This is a genomic window from Bradyrhizobium sp. (assembly GCF_047605465.1).
In the GTDB taxonomy this organism is placed as follows: Bacteria; Pseudomonadota; Alphaproteobacteria; order Rhizobiales; family Xanthobacteraceae; genus Bradyrhizobium.
This window is the reverse complement of the sequence record NZ_JASGFS010000050.1, coordinates 36,065-50,278: the sequence shown is the minus strand read 5'-3', so window position 1 is coordinate 50,278 and position 14,214 is coordinate 36,065. Positions and strand designations below refer to the sequence as shown.

Below are 14,214 nucleotides of genomic sequence, written 5' to 3'. Positions count from 1 at the left end.
CATCCACTACGACCGCGACTACGTCACCAAGGTCGAGGGCTATCCGGGCCTGATCTTCCATGGCCCGCTGCAGGCAGCGCTCATCATCGAGATGGCGGCGAAGCTGCGTAGCGGCAAGCCCCCGAAGAAGTTTACGTATCGCGGATTGCAACCGCTGTTCGAGGGCTCGGAGTTCTCCATCAATGCCAATGAGACTGACGCGGGGATGGAGCTGTGGACCGCGAATGCGGAGGGGCAGCCGACGATGAAGGGCACGGCGGTGTGGTAATCGTCTCTCCTCGTCATTGCGAATGCAGCGGCGATGTAGGAAGTTAGACACTCACCCTGAGGTGCCGCGCAGCGGCGTCTCGAAGGGCGAGGCCACGGCCGGGCCTTCATCCTTCGAGACGCGCGAAGACGCGCCCTTTGGGAAGAGGAACAAGCAGGGACGGAAGCGATGACAAAGAACGGCAAGACCGGCAGCAAGTCCGTCACCGTCAAGCAGGCGACGCTCGACCTGCTGCGATCCTTCGGCATCAGGAAGGTGTTCGGCAATCCCGGTTCGACCGAGCTGCCGTTCCTGAGCGACTGGCCCGACGACATCGACTACGTGCTGGCGCTGCAGGAAGCCTCCGCCGTCGGCATGGCCGATGGCTATGCGCAGGCGACGCGCAATGCCGGTTTCGTCAATCTGCACTCGGCGGCCGGCGTCGGCAACGCGCTCGGCAACATCTACACCGCCCATCGCAACCAGACCCCGCTCGTGATCACCGCCGGCCAGCAGGCGCGCTCGATCCTGCCGCTGCAGGCCTTCCTCTATGCCGAGCGTCCCTCCGAGTTTCCGCGTCCCTACGTGAAGTACAGCGTCGAGCCGGCCCGGCCCGAGGACGTGCCGGCCGCGATCGCGCGAGCCTACTACACCGCGATGCAGCCGCCCTGCGGCCCGACCTTCGTGTCGATCCCGATCGACGACTGGGCGCATGCCACCGCTCCCGTCCAGGCGCGCAAGGTCAGCCGCGAGATCGGGCCCGAGCCGGACGCGATGAAAGCGCTGGTCGCAGCGCTCGGGTCGGCCAGGCACCCTGCCCTCGTCGTCGGTCCGGGCGTCGATCGCGCCGGCGCGGTCGACCTGATGGTGCGCGTCGCCGAAAAGGCCAAGGCCAGCGTCTGGGTCAGCCCGTTCTCGGCAAGGTGCTCGTTCCCCGAACGTCACCCGCAATTCGCCGGCTTCCTGCATGCCTCGCCGGCACAGCTCTCCGATGCGCTGCGCGAGCACGATCTCGTCGTCGTCATCGGCGCGCCCGTGTTCACCTTCCATGTCGAAGGCCATGCGGCGATCTTCGACGGCGGCGCGACGATCTTCCAGATCACCGACGACCCCGACGCTGCCGCGGTCACGCCGGTCGGCACCAGCATCATCGCCACCATGAAGCCGGCGCTCAGCGCGCTGCTCGACCTCCTGCCGGAGAGCAAGCGTGCGACGCCCAAAGGCCGCACCTTGCCGCCTGCGCCGCAAGCGGCCGACCCGCTGCCCGTCGAATTCCTGCTGCATTCGCTGTCTCAGGCGATGCCGAATGGCGCGTCGCTGGTCGAGGAAGTACCGTCGCACCGGCCGGCGATGCAGAAATTCCTCCCGTTGCCCGGCCAGGACAGTTTTTACACCATGGCCAGCGGTGGCCTCGGCTATTCCCTGCCCGCCGCTGTCGGCATGGCGCTGGGCAAGCCTAAGCAGCGCACCGTCTGCCTGATCGGCGACGGTTCGGCGATGTACTCGATCCAGGCGCTGTGGACCGCCGCGCAGCGCAAGCTGCCGCTCACCATCGTCGTCATCAACAATTCCGGCTATGGCGCGATGCGCTCGTTCAGCCAGGTGATGCAGGTGCGCAACGTGCCGGGGCTGGAGTTGCCGGGAATCGATTTCGTCAGGCTCGCCGAAGGCATGGGCTGCCATGCGGTGCGGGTGACGAAGGCGGCGGAACTCGGAGCGGCGCTCGAGCGGGGGATGGCGTTCCAGGGCACCAGCCTCGTCGAGGTCGTCGTGGATTCGGCCGTGCCGGTGCTGTACGGCCAGAAGCATTAGGGACGCACGCCCCCAATCGCCGTCCCGGCTTTCGCCGGGACGACGTCGCGATTTTGGATCGGGCCGAGATCAAGCCGCCAGGAATCCGCCATCCGCCGCCAGCACGTGGCCGACGACGTATGACGACGCGTCGGACGAGAGCCACACCACGGCTTCGGCCACCTCCTCCGGCGTTCCCATCCGTCGCAGCGGCAGGCCGGCGCCCACGGTGGCGACATCGCCGACGCCGGCGCTCAGCATCATGTCGGTGATCACGCGGCCCGGAGCGATGGCGTTGATGCGAATGCCGCGCGGGGCATTCTCCATCGCCGCCGACCGGGTCAGCGAGATCGCAGCCGCCTTCGATGCCGAATAGAGCGAGAAGCCGGGATTGGGATTGCGTACGCCGCTCACGGAGGCATTGACGACGATGCTGCCGCGTCCCTGCGCCAGCATCGCTGGCAATTGATGGCGCAGGCACAGGAACAGCGCGCGGACATTGGTGTCGAACACGCTGTCGTAGATATCCATGCCCTGCTGTTCCAGCGGCGCGCGGCGCTCCTGGAAGCCGGCATTGTTGAAGGCGACGTCGAGCCGCCCGCAGCGTTCCACGGCCACGCGAACCAGCCGCTCGACCTGGTCGTCTCGGGTGATGTCGGTCTGGACCGCGATCGCCTCGACGCCGAGCTCGTGGCAGGCAGCGGCGGCAGCTTCGATTTCGGCCTCGCGTCGTCCCGCGACCACGATTGCCTCTGCGCCCTCGGACGCCATCCTGAGCGCCGCAGCGCGGCCGATGCCGCTGCCACCGCCCGTAACGAGGCAGACCTTGCCCCTCATGCGCTCACCGGCCGGCAAGGTTCCGCTCATGGCTCACTCCAAAACGCTTGCGCGCCTCGTTGCGCGCATATAGTTGTATGATACAACCATATGCCGGGAGTCAAGATGCCACAGCTTGCGCTGATCGACGACATCCGCGCCGCCTCGCGGTTGATGGTGCGCGAACTCGGATTCATGGACGCGACGGTGGCGGCGACGAACTATCCGCCATCGGCCGTACACACGATCCTGGAGATCGGCATTCGCGGTCCGATGAATTCGGGCGAGCTCGGCGACTTCCTGCGGCTGGAGAAATCCAGCATCAGCCGGATGGTGCGCAAGCTGATCGATTGCGGCGAACTGCGGGAGACGCCGGACGAGGCCGATGCGCGAAGCAAACTGTTGTCGCTGACCGCGAAGGGCCGGCGCACGCTGGAGGCGCTGCACGCCTTCGGCCGGCAGCAGGTCAGCGGCGCGCTCGCCGCGCTGTCGGATGCCGAACAGCGCACGGTGCGCGAAGGCATGATGCTCTACGCGCGCGCGCTGCGCCAAAGCCGGGGCGAGGATGAGGGGCGGACGGCGGCGTAGCCATTTCGCGGAGCACCCGCTCGGTTTCGGGCGGAGATCTGGCGTCGTCCCGGGGAAGGCCGGGACCCATGCCGCGTGATCTATCTATCGCAATCAGGTGTAAGTAGCGCGGTGAAGCATCTTCGCCACATTTCTCGCTGGGGTTATGGGTCCCGGCTTTCGCCGGGACGACAGCGAGTGTTTGGCTGAGCGTGCTTCAGGCACACCCGACCGCTACTTCCCGAACTCTTCCCGCATCTTGGCCTGGATCTTGGCCATGCCGCCGATCCAGCGGTCGTAGTTCTCGGTCTTCTTGCGCATGTAGCCCAGCACCTGGGCATGCGGCAGGATCAGGAAGGTCTCCTGCTCGAGGCCGGCCAGCACGTCCTTGGCGACCTGCTCCGGGGTGAGATCGCCGTCGCCGGATTGCGGGCCCTTGGGGATCGAGCGCAGCATGTTGGTGTCGACGCCCTGCGGGCAGAGGATCGAGACGCGGATGTTGTCGGCCTTGTGCGAGATCGCGAGATTTTCGGCAAAGCCGACCGCCGCATGCTTGGTCGTCGAATAGGCGGGACTGCCGACCTGCGACAACAGGCCTGCGGCCGAGATCGTGTTGAGGAAATAGCCGCCGCCGCGCGCCTTCATGCGGGGAATGAGGTGCCGCGCGGCGTAGACATGGGCCATGACGTGGATCGCCCAGCTTCGCTGCCAGGGTTCATCGGACGAGCCGCCGGCATTGACCGACATCGGATCGAAGCCGCCGCCGATACCGGCATTGGAGCAGAACAGCTCGATCGGGCCGAACTGGCGCTCGGTCTCCTCGATGACGTGGGCAATGTCCTTTTCCTGGGCGACATCGCATTTGAAGGCCGCACCGTCGACGGTCGCGGCGACCGCCCTCGCGTTGGCCGCGTCCATGTCCGCGACGACGACCTTGGCAGCGCCCGCCTTGTGAAAGGCCTCGCACAGCGCCTTGCCGATCCCATTGGCGCCGCCCGTGACGACCACGACCTTGCCGGTCACCTGCATGCGACGTCTCCTCTTTTCTTGTATGGCCTTATACCGCTTGGATCTTGCTCAGTTCAACACGAGGTCGAGCACCGCGGTATAATGGCATGCCGCGCCGGCCAAGACAAAGCCGTGCCAGATCGCATTCTGGAAGCGCAGCCGCCGCCAGGCGTGGAAGATCACGCCAAAGGTGTAGAGCGCGCCGCCCGCGACCACGAACCACAGCGCCATGGTCGGCAGCGCCTTGACCACGGCATCGTAGAGCATCATGCCGCTCCAGCCCATCGCTAGGTAGATGCCGACCGCGACGCGGTCGAACCGGCCGGGATAGCGAAGCTTCAGCACGATGCCGAAGATCGCGACGCACCAGACGCAGACCAGCAGCGCCAGCGCGAACACGCTGTCCTTCAGCTCGAGGATGAACGGCGTGTAGGTCGCGGCGATCAGCAGATAGATCGCGGAATGGTCGAACCGCCGCAGCACCCATTTGACCGGAGAGACCGGCCAGAGATTATAGGTCGCCGACAGCACCAGCATGGAGAGCAGGCCCGCGACGTAGATCGATACGCCGACGATGTCGATCGCGCTGGCATAGACCGCCGCAAGCACCACGAGAACGGTCGCAGCCACGATCCCGGAGAACACGCCGATGGCATGGATGATGCCGTCGGCGATCATCTCGGCACGGTCGTAATTCCAGCCGATCACGTCGGCCGCGGCATGGACGGAGGTGGATGCGAACTGTTTCAGCCTGAAGATCGTCATATCGTTCCGACGTGATGGGTATCCAGTATTGGTCTTTCGCAGTTAACGTGACGTTCAAAGGCTGCTTCGCCGACAAACGCGGTGGAAGTATGAAGCTTGATTTTCGCCAGGCAGTTGCCACTTTTGTGACTAGTCCGTTTTGCGTAGCCCTCGCCCGAGCCCCTCACGTTCACATGGCATTCAGTTTCCAGGATATGGTCGAGGAGGCGCGCCTGTCGGCCCGGGCGCTGTTCGACTATGGTGAGCACCTGTTCAACCCGACGGTGCGGCTTGGCGTCACGGGCCTGTCGCGGGCCGGCAAGACGGTGTTCATCACCGCGCTGATCCACGGGCTGACGCGCGGCGGCCGGTTTCCGGTGTTCGAGGCCTATGCCTCGGGGCGGATCGCGCGCGCACATCTGGCCCCGCAGCCCGACGACGCCGTGCCGCGCTTCGCCTATGAAAACCATCTGCGCGCGCTGATCGAGGAGCGGCGCTGGCCGAACTCGACCGTCGACATCAGCGAGTTGCGCCTCGTCATCGACTATCAGCGCCAGAACGGCGCGGACCGCACGCTGACGCTCGACATCGTCGATTATCCCGGCGAATGGCTGCTCGACCTGCCGTTGCTGCAGAAGAGTTACGAGCAATGGTCGGCGGAGAGCCTCGCATTGTCGCGCGAAGCGCCGCGCGCGCATCTTGCCGCGGACTTTCACGCGCATCTCGCGACCTTGAAGCCCGAGGCGCGGGAGGACGAACAGGCGACGCTGACGGCGGCACGGCTCTTCACCAGCTATTTGCGTGCCTGCCGCGACGAACGTTTCGCGATGAGCCTGTTACCGCCGGGCCGCTTCCTGATGCCCGGCAATCTCGCCGACACGCCCGCGCTGACCTTCGCGCCGCTCGACGTGCCCGTGGGTGGACAGGCGCCCGACGGCTCGCTGTGGGCGATGATGGTGCGCCGCTTCGAGGCCTACAAGGACGTCGTGGTGCGGCCGTTCTTCCGGGATCATTTCGCCCGGCTCGACCGTCAGATCGTGCTCGCGGACGCGCTTGCCGCATTCAATTCAGGCCCGGAGGCGCTGCACGATCTCGAAGCGGCGCTCGCCGGCATTCTCGACTGCTTCCGCATCGGCCGCAGCACCTTCCTCTCCAACCTGTTCCGGCCGCGCATCGACCGCATCCTGTTCGCGGCGACCAAGGCGGATCATCTGCACCATTCCAGCCACGACCGGCTCGAGGCCGTGCTGCGCCGCGCGGTCGCGCGCGCCGCGGCGCGGGCGGAAAACACCGGCGCGGAGATCGACGTGGTGGCGCTCGCCGCCGTTCGCGCCACGCGCGAGGCCCAGGTCGCCCATGGCCGCGACAAATTGCCGTCACTGCTGGGAACACCGGCCGCGGGCGAGAGCGCCGGCGGCGAATTCTTCGACGGCAATACCGAGGTCGCGACCTTTCCCGGCGATTTGCCGCTGGATCCCGAGGCGCTGTTCAACGGCACCGATGCGTTCCGCGGGCTGGCGACGGCGGCTGCCGAGAAGAGCGATTTCCGCTTCCTGCGCTTCCGGCCGCCCAAACTCGAACGCGAGGGCGACGAGGAGCCGACGCTGCCTCACATCCGCCTCGACCGTGCCTTGCAGTTCCTGATCGGAGACAAGCTGCTATGAACGACCGATCCCAGCAGCGGCGGCCGGCGACGTTCCGGCTGGATGATCCCGGCGTCGTCGTGACCGAAGCCGACGAGACGGCACGGCTCGGCCGCGGCACGATCCAGATCACGCCGGAACCCGATCCGTCGACGCTGCCCGTTCCGGTCGAAGCGCCACAGCTTGCGCGCCGCGGCTTTCCCTGGGGCGCACTGTTCTGGTCGGGCCTCGCCGGATTGACGCTGCTCGGGGTCGGGCTCGGCGTCGTCCACCTGATCGAGGACCTGTTCGCGCGCAGCGAAAGCCTCGGCTTCATCGGCCTTGCGCTCGCCTTCGTCACGACGCTCGCGCTCGCCGCGGTGGTCGGACGCGAAGCGGTCGGCTTGGCGCGGCTCGCCACGATCGAGAAGCTGCACCAGCGCGCCGCTGCCGTGCTCGCCAGCGACGACCGCGCCGAGAGCCGCGCCATTGTGCGGGACCTGCTTCGGATCGCCCACCAGAACCCGCAGCTCGCGCGCGCCCGCGCCGCGCTGGAGAGCCACACCGGCGAGATCATCGACGGCGCCGACATGATCCGGCTTGCCGAGCGCGAACTGATGTCGCCGCTGGACGCGGAGGCGCGGCGGCTGGTGTCGGCTGCGGCACAGCGGGTCTCGATCGTGACCGCGGTGAGCCCGCGCGCGCTGATCGACGTGATGTTCGTGTTCGTGGCATCGCTGCGGCTGATCCGGCAGCTCGCGCGGCTCTATGGCGGGCGTCCCGGCGCACTCGGCATGATCCGCCTGCTCCGCCACGTCATCGCCCATCTCGCCATCACCGGCGGCATCGCCGCGAGCGACAGCCTGATGCAGCAGATGCTCGGCCACGGCATCGCGGCGAAACTGTCCCAGCGCCTCGGCGAAGGCATCCTCAACGGATTGTTGACGGCGCGGCTCGGCCTCGCCGCGATCGACGTCACCCGCCCGCTGCCGTTCGCAGCCCTGCCGCAGCCGAAACTGTCGGACCTCGCGACGGACCTGCTGCGAAGGAAGGACGAAGAAGAGTAGCGCCTGCGGCCCTGCCTGCGAGCGGCGGCGAGACGGACGCCAGCACGCGCCACTGGAACAACGGCGAGTCCTTCGGCGGCGACAGCTCCGGCGTCCAGCCGGTGAGCTTGTCCAGCGTGTAGGTGTCGATCACGAGACCCCGCCAGCGGCGTTCGACCTGCGCAAGGGGCGTGCGTGTGACGGGGATCGAATCCCACAGCGGCGAACGATCTTCCGGCTGGCGGCCGACATAGATGCCGGCACGTCCCCTGATCCGGTCCATGCCGGGATCGCGAAAGTCCTGGAAGCGGCCGCGCTCGCCGATCTCGATGACCGGCACGCGCCCCCTGAACAGCCAGCGCATCATCGCATAGGTGCGGTAATCCGTGGTCGCGATCCAGGTCGCTCCGGTCTCGTCGAGCGCGGCCTGCGCCTGCGCCGCGACCTGCTCGTAGCCCGCCTCCGCGCCGATCGGATCCATCCTGCCGAGCAGATTCCAGGGGGCCGCGACGTAGTAGAGGAACACGATCACGACGAAGGCGATGCCGGACACGATCGCCGCATTCGCCCAGAAGATGCTCGAGCGGATCATGCGCGCCGACCAGCCTTCCTTCGGCAGTGCTGCGAGGTTGATGGCGGCGGCGGCAAAGCCCACCGGCCACATGAACATCGGCCAGGTGTCGCCCACCCTGAGCGTCAGCGACTTCACGAAGAAATAGAGAAACGGCACCAGCACCGCGGTCGACAACAGAATCGCGACCGGTTCGCGCGTGCGATAGCCGCGCCACGCCGTCAGCGCCAGCCCCGACAGCACCACCGGCAGCATGACGAAGCCGACCAGGCCGAATTGCAGCCCGATATAGTCGCCGATGGTCCGCAGCGAGATGCCGTAATTGGCCGTGGCGCGCACGCCCTGGAAACGGAACGAGGCCCAATCGTGCTGGGCGTTCCAGATCAGCACCGGCGAGAACACGGCAATTGCGATCAGCACCGCGAGATAGGGATACGGGCTGCGCAGCCAGCGCCAACGCCAGTCCGGCACCAGGAGAAACGCCGCGACCGCAGGAGCGAACATGATCGCGGTGAATTTCGACAGCATCGACAGGCCGGCGAACAGCCCCGCCGCCAGCCACCAGCGGCCGTCGCCGCTCTGCGCGAGCCGCACCAGCGACCACATCATCGCCACCGCGAACGGGATCATCGCGACGTCGGGCGCGACCTTGGCCATCAACAGGCCGTAGTACAGCGCGGCCTCCGGCATCAGCACCGCCAGCACGATCGCGCGGACGTCATGCGTGACGCGGCGGACGATGTCGGCCAGCAGGAGCTGCATGACTAGCATGGCGACGATGCCGCCGAAACGGACGCCGAGCACGGTGTCGCCGAAGATCGCGGTGCCGAAACGGATCAGCCAGGCGATGCCGGGCGGATGGTCGAGGAAGCTGAGCGCCGCCTCCTTCGACCAGGTCCAGTAATAGGCCTCGTCGGTGCGCAGCTCGATCGCAGAAGCATAGACGATGCGCAGCACCGTCATCGCGGCGATCACGAGCACGGCCGTGACCAGGGGACGGCGCACGGCGCCGGCAGGGTTCGCGGTGATGTCGGGAGCTGTCGTCACGGCCGCGCTTTTCCCCAACTTGGGAGGGGGAGTCAATGCGCCGGATGTTGCAGCCGATGCCCATGCCGTCCGGGCCTCTCCAGCGCGATCCGGGGCCGCCCGCGCGACGAAGGGAGCCTCGTCCGGCGGCTTGCCGCGCATTTGATCGGGCAAGCTGTCCGCCGCTGGAATTAAACGCTACGCTGGCTGTTCATCTTTGTGGGCTGATACAACCGAATCATGACCGTGACCGCTTCCGCACGCATGTCCGAACTCCTCCACGCGACCAGCGTGCGGCAGGTCCGGCTGGTCTGTGGCGTCATCCTGTTCGCCTATGTCGTCAGCCACTTCCTCAACCACGCGCTCGGCAACATCTCGGTCGATGCGATGGAGGTCGGGGTCTACTATCACACGACGTTCTGGCAGTTCCTGCCGGTCGCAATCGTGTTCTACACGGCGGCGCTGACGCATATGGGGCTCGGCATCTACGCGCTGTACCAGCGGCGGGAGTTCCGCTGGCGGGCGATCGAACCGCTACAGCTCGCCCTGGGTCTGAGCATCCCCGCCCTCGTCATGGCCCACGTCATCGGCGTGCGGCTCGGCCAGACGCTGTTCGGGCACGAGAAGCTCTATCCGCAGGAGCTCTATCTGTTCTTCGTCGCATCCCCGGGGCGCGTATGGACGATGACGATCCTGCTCGTCATCGCCTGGGTGCACGGCTGCATCGGCATCTATTTCTGGCTCCGCCTCAAGCCGTTCTTCACGCGCGCCGCGCCGTATCTGCTCGCGGCCGCCGTGCTGATCCCGACGCTGGCCCTGCTCGGCATCTACCAGGGCGGCCGCAGCGTGATGTCCGACGCCGAAGACGCGCAATGGCGCGCCAACAACGTGACGCAGCGCCAGCTCGGTACGGCCGCCGAGGCGGACACGCTCGACCGCATCAGCAACGGCCTCACCTACGGCTATTTCGGATTGCTCGGCCTCGTGCTGCTGGCGCGCGGCGCACGGGCCCTGCGCGAGCGCCGCGCGGGCATGATCGCGCTGTCCTACGGCAACGGCAAGACGATCCGCGTGCCGAAAGGCCTCTCCGTGCTGGAAGCAAGCCTGCGCCACAACGTGCCGCATGCCAGCGTCTGCGGCGGCCGCGCGCGCTGCTCGACCTGCCGCATCCGCATCATCGGCGATCACGCCGCGCTGCCCGAGCCGTCGCAACGCGAGGCGTTCGTGCTCGCGCGCGTCGGCACCACCGATCCGTCGATCCGGCTTGCCTGCCAGTTGCGACCGGATTCCGATCTCTCGTTCTTCCAGCTCTTCACGCCGCACACGCTGTCGGCGAACGCGCACGCCTCGACGCCGGCCCGGATCGGCCAGGAGCGCTATCTCGTCAGCCTGTTCGTGGACATGCGCGGCTCGACGCAACTCGCCGAGAAGCGGCTGCCGTTCGACACCGTCTTCATCGTCAACCGTTTCCTCGGCGCCGTCTCGCAGGCGGTGATCGAGAATGGCGGCCAGCCGAACCAGTTCGTGGGCGACGGCATGCTGGCGCTGTTCGGGCTGACCGCCGATCCCCGGACCGCCTGCCGGCAGGCGCTGACGGCCGTCGCCAGCATCGCCGCGCATGTGGACGAGCTCAACGAGATCCTCAGCCACGATCTGCGCCAGCCGATCCGCTTCGGCATCGGCGTCCACGGCGGCGAAGTCATCATCGGCGACATCGGCTATCGCGACCATATCGTCTTCACCGCGCTCGGCGATGCCGTCAACGTCGCCGCCCGTCTCCAGGACATGACCAAGACACTCGCCTGCGAGGCGGTCGTCTCGGAAGAAGTCCGCCGCACTGCGGGCCTGCCGGACGATGCGTTGCCTCAGCAGGAGGTCGCGATCCGGGGCCGCGACGAGCCGATGCTCGTGCGCATCGTCGCTGACAGCAGGCTGCTTTCCGCGCTCGTCGATGGCGCCGCACGCGTGGCGGCGTGACATCGGCTTGCTGCAACGCAGCGGCATGGGCCTGCTCCCAAAGCACGAATTGACTTCATCCGGATCGTTGCGGCAGATGGGCGCGGGATCGCGGTGATGACCGCGACTCAACGAAAGCTCCGGGAGGAGACTCAATGTTCGATCGACGCGACCTGCTCAAAGGAGCGGGACTTGCCGCTATTGCGGCCACACTGAACCCCAACAGATCATTCGCTCTCGACACGGTCACGCTGCCTTTCGCCAATGGCGAGCGGCCGCTGGTGAAATATCCGCAGAAGCGGCCGATGATCGGATTGACCAGCAGGCCTCCGCAACTCGAGACGCCGTTCGCGGTGTTCGACGACGGTCCGATCACCCCGAACAATGCGTTCTTCGTGCGCTATCATTTGTCGGACCTGCCCTACAGCCTCGATCCCGACAAGTTCACGCTCGAGATCAAGGGCAAGGTCGACAAGCCGCTCAAGCTGTCGCTGAAGGACATCAAGAAGATGAAGGCGGCGGAGATCGTCGCCGTCAACCAGTGCTCCGGCAACAGCCGCGGCTTCGTCGAGCCGCGCGTGGCCGGCGGCCAACTCGGCAACGGCGCGATGGGCAATGCGCGCTGGCGCGGCGTGCCGCTGAAGACCGTGCTCGAAATGGCCGGCGTGCAGGCCGGCGCCAAACAGGTCACCTTCGGCGGCATGGACGGCCCGGTCAGCGAGAAGACACCCGACTTCGTCAAGGCGCTCGACCTCGATCACGCCACCGATGGCGAGGTGATGCTGGCCTATGGCATGAACGGCGAGGACCTGCCGTTCCTCAACGGATTTCCGTTGCGCCTGATCGTGCCCGGCTATTACGGCACCTACTGGGTCAAGCACCTCAACGAGATCACCGTCGTCGACAACGTCTTCGACGGCTTCTGGATGAAATCGGCCTACCGCATCCCGGACACGCCGAACAATTCGATCGAGCCGGGCACCGCGCCGAAGGCGACGATCCCGATCAACCGCTTCACCATCCGCTCCTTCATCACCAGCGTCCCCGACGGCGCCAAGCTGAAGGCGGGACGCACGACGCTGCGCGGCATCGCCTTCGACGGCGGCAAGGGCATCAAGACGGTCGAAATCTCCACCGACGGCGGCAAGACCTGGACGAGCGCCAGGCTCGGCAAGGATCTCGGCAGATACTCCTTCCGCGAATGGAAGCTCCCGGTGAGGCTCGCGTCCGGTTCCTACGATCTCAAGGTTCGCGCCACCGGGAATGGCGGCGAGATCCAGCCGGATACGCCGCGCTGGAATCCGGCGGGCTATTTGCGCAACGTCGTCGAAACCGTACGCGTGACGGTGGCCTGAGGAGAATGATCATGCAGCGCACCATTCTCCTCGCCATGATGCTCGCGGCCGGTCTCGGCTCCGCAACCGCCGCGCCCGTGAACTACCAGACGCCGGACGAGGTCGCCGCCTTCAAGCCCGGCCCCAATCTCGAGGTCGTGCAGGGAAATTGCAGCGCCTGCCACTCGGCCGACTACATCAAGACGCAGCCGCCGATGAAGGACAAGAAGGGCTTCTGGCAGGCCGAGGTGACCAAGATGATCAAGGTCTATGGTGCACCGATCGACGATGCCGACGTCGGCAAGATCGTCGACTATCTGGCCGCCACCTATTGACGGACGGCTCGCGACACGCGGGGCAATTGACCGCGAAACGGGCAAAATCGGCAAAGGCGCCGCGAAGTTGAGCGGAATTCGGCGAAATCCCGATGTGGTTTGCGCTACCAAGCCCGCAACATTCCGCGTATCCTGTTAGGACCGAACCGGCCGGTTGGCGGGGACTGGCGGTTCGAGATCTCGGAGGAAGACCCGCGGAGAAGTCGTGATGGCTAAAGGTACGGTCAAGTGGTTCAACCCGACGAAGGGTTATGGATTTATCCAGCCTGCGTCGGGAGGCAAGGATGTGTTCGTGCATATCTCGGCAGTGCAGAAAGCCGGCCTGTCCACCCTCAACGAGGGACAGACGGTTGAATACGAAGAGATCGCAAACCGGGGCAAGACGTCCGCAGAGAACCTCAAGGTCTAAGCCCAGCAGCTTTAGCTGCCTCCCGGACCAGCTTCGGGAGTGGGGCCAAAAAAATTTCAGAAGACGGTCAGTGCATTCGACGACAAGCGTTGCGATTGCGCAAGGGTAGCTATTTTTCCTGCGAAAACCGCTCATTCAACGCGACAGCAATGACAATCGCGGCGACACTCTTCAGCCCACCGGCAACGGTGCGTCGCGCTTGATCTCTTCCATCACCGCATAGGTTCGCGTCTCGCGCACACCCGGCATCGACAGCAAGGTCTCGCCGAGAAAGCGTCGATATGCGGTCATGTCGGCCAGACGCGCCTTCACAAGATAGTCGAAGCCGCCGGCAACCATGTGACACTCCAGCACCTCCGGCGCGAGTTTTACGGCGCGCGCGAAGCGTTCGAAATTGTCGGGCGTGGTCTTGTCGAGCAGCACCTCCACGAACACCAGGAGCCCGAGCCCGAGCCGGTGCGGGTTCAGCCGCGCGCCATAGCCCTCGACGAAGCCCTCGCGCTGCAGGCGCTTCAGCCGCTCGCCGATCGAGGTCGCGGACAGGCCGATGCGCTCGGCGAGTTCGACATTGGCGATGCGCCCGTCCTCCTGAAGGATCGAGAGGATTTTCCGGTCGATTCGATCCAATTCCATGAATTATACGTCCAGATTGGCTTCTAACCTCATTTTATGAGGCAAAACTCCGAATTTGTCTATCGAACTACGGCGGCGCGGCGATTACTTTGGTTGTCAGCCACAGGAC

Annotated in this window: 13 protein-coding genes and 1 pseudogene; 9 read left to right on the top strand and 5 right to left on the bottom strand. The window is 66.0% G+C overall.

Going from position 1 to position 14,214, the window contains the following annotated elements; genetic code table 11:
• Together QM712_RS27395 and mdlC are read left to right on the top strand one after the other, a co-directional pair.
• Positions 1-268, top strand: a pseudogene (locus QM712_RS27395) (protein dehydratase); the annotation flags it as partial.
• Between the two features lie 168 nt (positions 269-436).
• The gene (gene mdlC, locus QM712_RS27390) at positions 437-2,059 is read left to right on the top strand and encodes a benzoylformate decarboxylase (RefSeq protein WP_415026274.1); all 1,623 of its coding nucleotides are present in this window, start codon (positions 437-439) and stop codon (positions 2,057-2,059) included.
• A 69-nt stretch (positions 2,060-2,128) separates the two neighbouring features.
• On the opposite strand, the gene QM712_RS27385 is transcribed toward mdlC, so the two are convergent.
• Positions 2,129-2,905 carry an SDR family NAD(P)-dependent oxidoreductase gene (locus QM712_RS27385; protein WP_415026273.1) on the bottom strand — a complete coding sequence of 259 codons (777 nt, stop codon included), beginning with the start codon at positions 2,903-2,905 and terminating at the stop codon, positions 2,129-2,131.
• A 75-nt stretch (positions 2,906-2,980) separates the two neighbouring features.
• Here QM712_RS27385 and QM712_RS27380 point away from each other — a divergent pair, with 75 nt between their 5' ends.
• Positions 2,981-3,442, top strand: coding sequence for a MarR family winged helix-turn-helix transcriptional regulator (locus tag QM712_RS27380; RefSeq protein ID WP_415026272.1), 462 nt, complete (start codon positions 2,981-2,983; stop codon positions 3,440-3,442).
• Between the two features lie 213 nt (positions 3,443-3,655).
• On the opposite strand, the gene QM712_RS27375 is transcribed toward QM712_RS27380, so the two are convergent.
• Together QM712_RS27375 and trhA are read right to left on the bottom strand one after the other, a co-directional pair.
• Positions 3,656-4,450, bottom strand: coding sequence for an SDR family oxidoreductase (locus tag QM712_RS27375; protein ID WP_415026271.1), 795 nt, complete (start codon positions 4,448-4,450; stop codon positions 3,656-3,658).
• A 48-nt stretch (positions 4,451-4,498) separates the two neighbouring features.
• Entirely contained in the window at positions 4,499-5,194 is a 696-nt protein-coding gene (gene trhA / locus QM712_RS27370; RefSeq protein ID WP_415026270.1) for a PAQR family membrane homeostasis protein TrhA, read from the bottom strand.
• Between the two features lie 173 nt (positions 5,195-5,367).
• On the opposite strand from trhA, the gene QM712_RS27365 reads away from it, so the two are divergent.
• Positions 5,368-6,837, top strand: a complete 1,470-nt coding sequence (locus QM712_RS27365; RefSeq protein ID WP_415026269.1) for a YcjX family protein — start codon at positions 5,368-5,370, stop codon at positions 6,835-6,837.
• On the top strand, positions 6,834-7,862 hold the full coding sequence (locus tag QM712_RS27360) for a YcjF family protein (RefSeq protein WP_415026268.1): 1,029 nt from the start codon (positions 6,834-6,836) through the stop codon (positions 7,860-7,862). The genes QM712_RS27365 and QM712_RS27360 overlap by 4 nt, the downstream gene beginning before the upstream one ends.
• On the opposite strand, the gene QM712_RS27355 is transcribed toward QM712_RS27360, so the two are convergent.
• The gene (locus tag QM712_RS27355; RefSeq protein WP_415026276.1) at positions 7,771-9,375 is read right to left on the bottom strand and encodes a glycosyltransferase family 39 protein; all 1,605 of its coding nucleotides are present in this window, start codon (positions 9,373-9,375) and stop codon (positions 7,771-7,773) included. The genes QM712_RS27360 and QM712_RS27355 overlap by 92 nt on opposite strands.
• A gap of 303 nt (positions 9,376-9,678) precedes the next feature.
• On the opposite strand from QM712_RS27355, the gene QM712_RS27350 reads away from it, so the two are divergent.
• The 4 genes from QM712_RS27350 to QM712_RS27335 all read left to right on the top strand — a co-directional run bounded on the left by QM712_RS27350 (position 9,679) and on the right by QM712_RS27335 (position 13,472).
• Complete coding sequence (locus QM712_RS27350; protein ID WP_415026267.1) at positions 9,679-11,415, top strand: adenylate/guanylate cyclase domain-containing protein; 1,737 nt, start codon at positions 9,679-9,681, stop codon at positions 11,413-11,415.
• A 134-nt stretch (positions 11,416-11,549) separates the two neighbouring features.
• Positions 11,550-12,749: a molybdopterin-dependent oxidoreductase gene (locus tag QM712_RS27345; RefSeq protein ID WP_415026266.1), complete on the top strand. Its 1,200-nt coding sequence runs from the start codon at positions 11,550-11,552 to the stop codon at positions 12,747-12,749.
• An 11-nt stretch (positions 12,750-12,760) separates the two neighbouring features.
• The gene (locus QM712_RS27340; RefSeq protein ID WP_415026265.1) at positions 12,761-13,063 is read left to right on the top strand and encodes a cytochrome c; all 303 of its coding nucleotides are present in this window, start codon (positions 12,761-12,763) and stop codon (positions 13,061-13,063) included.
• Positions 13,064-13,271: 208 nt separating this feature from the next.
• Positions 13,272-13,472 carry a cold-shock protein gene (locus QM712_RS27335; RefSeq protein ID WP_008563500.1) on the top strand — a complete coding sequence of 67 codons (201 nt, stop codon included), beginning with the start codon at positions 13,272-13,274 and terminating at the stop codon, positions 13,470-13,472.
• 171 nt (positions 13,473-13,643) lie between these two features.
• Here the strand turns inward: QM712_RS27335 and QM712_RS27330 are convergent, their stop codons facing one another.
• Positions 13,644-14,105, bottom strand: coding sequence for an Lrp/AsnC ligand binding domain-containing protein (locus QM712_RS27330; RefSeq protein ID WP_415026264.1), 462 nt, complete (start codon positions 14,103-14,105; stop codon positions 13,644-13,646).
• Positions 14,106-14,214: the final 109 nt, after the last annotated feature.

What these genes read in the sequence shown, in the direction of transcription:
- QM712_RS27360 (WP_415026268.1), top strand. Translation starts at nt 6,834, where the DNA reads ATGAACGACCGATCCCAGCAGCGGCGGCCGGCGACGTTCCGGCTGGAT.
- QM712_RS27355 (WP_415026276.1), bottom strand. Translation starts at nt 9,375, where the DNA reads ATGACGGTGCTGCGCATCGTCTATGCTTCTGCGATCGAGCTGCGCACC.
- QM712_RS27350 (WP_415026267.1), top strand. Translation starts at nt 9,679, where the DNA reads ATGACCGTGACCGCTTCCGCACGCATGTCCGAACTCCTCCACGCGACC.
- trhA (WP_415026270.1), bottom strand. Translation starts at nt 5,194, where the DNA reads ATGACGATCTTCAGGCTGAAACAGTTCGCATCCACCTCCGTCCATGCC.
- QM712_RS27330 (WP_415026264.1), bottom strand. Translation starts at nt 14,105, where the DNA reads ATGGAATTGGATCGAATCGACCGGAAAATCCTCTCGATCCTTCAGGAG.
- QM712_RS27380 (WP_415026272.1), top strand. Translation starts at nt 2,981, where the DNA reads ATGCCACAGCTTGCGCTGATCGACGACATCCGCGCCGCCTCGCGGTTG.
- QM712_RS27375 (WP_415026271.1), bottom strand. Translation starts at nt 4,450, where the DNA reads ATGCAGGTGACCGGCAAGGTCGTGGTCGTCACGGGCGGCGCCAATGGG.
- mdlC (WP_415026274.1), top strand. Translation starts at nt 437, where the DNA reads ATGACAAAGAACGGCAAGACCGGCAGCAAGTCCGTCACCGTCAAGCAG.
- QM712_RS27340 (WP_415026265.1), top strand. Translation starts at nt 12,761, where the DNA reads ATGCAGCGCACCATTCTCCTCGCCATGATGCTCGCGGCCGGTCTCGGC.
- QM712_RS27345 (WP_415026266.1), top strand. Translation starts at nt 11,550, where the DNA reads ATGTTCGATCGACGCGACCTGCTCAAAGGAGCGGGACTTGCCGCTATT.
- QM712_RS27385 (WP_415026273.1), bottom strand. Translation starts at nt 2,905, where the DNA reads ATGAGCGGAACCTTGCCGGCCGGTGAGCGCATGAGGGGCAAGGTCTGC.
- QM712_RS27335 (WP_008563500.1), top strand. Translation starts at nt 13,272, where the DNA reads ATGGCTAAAGGTACGGTCAAGTGGTTCAACCCGACGAAGGGTTATGGA.
- QM712_RS27365 (WP_415026269.1), top strand. Translation starts at nt 5,368, where the DNA reads ATGGCATTCAGTTTCCAGGATATGGTCGAGGAGGCGCGCCTGTCGGCC.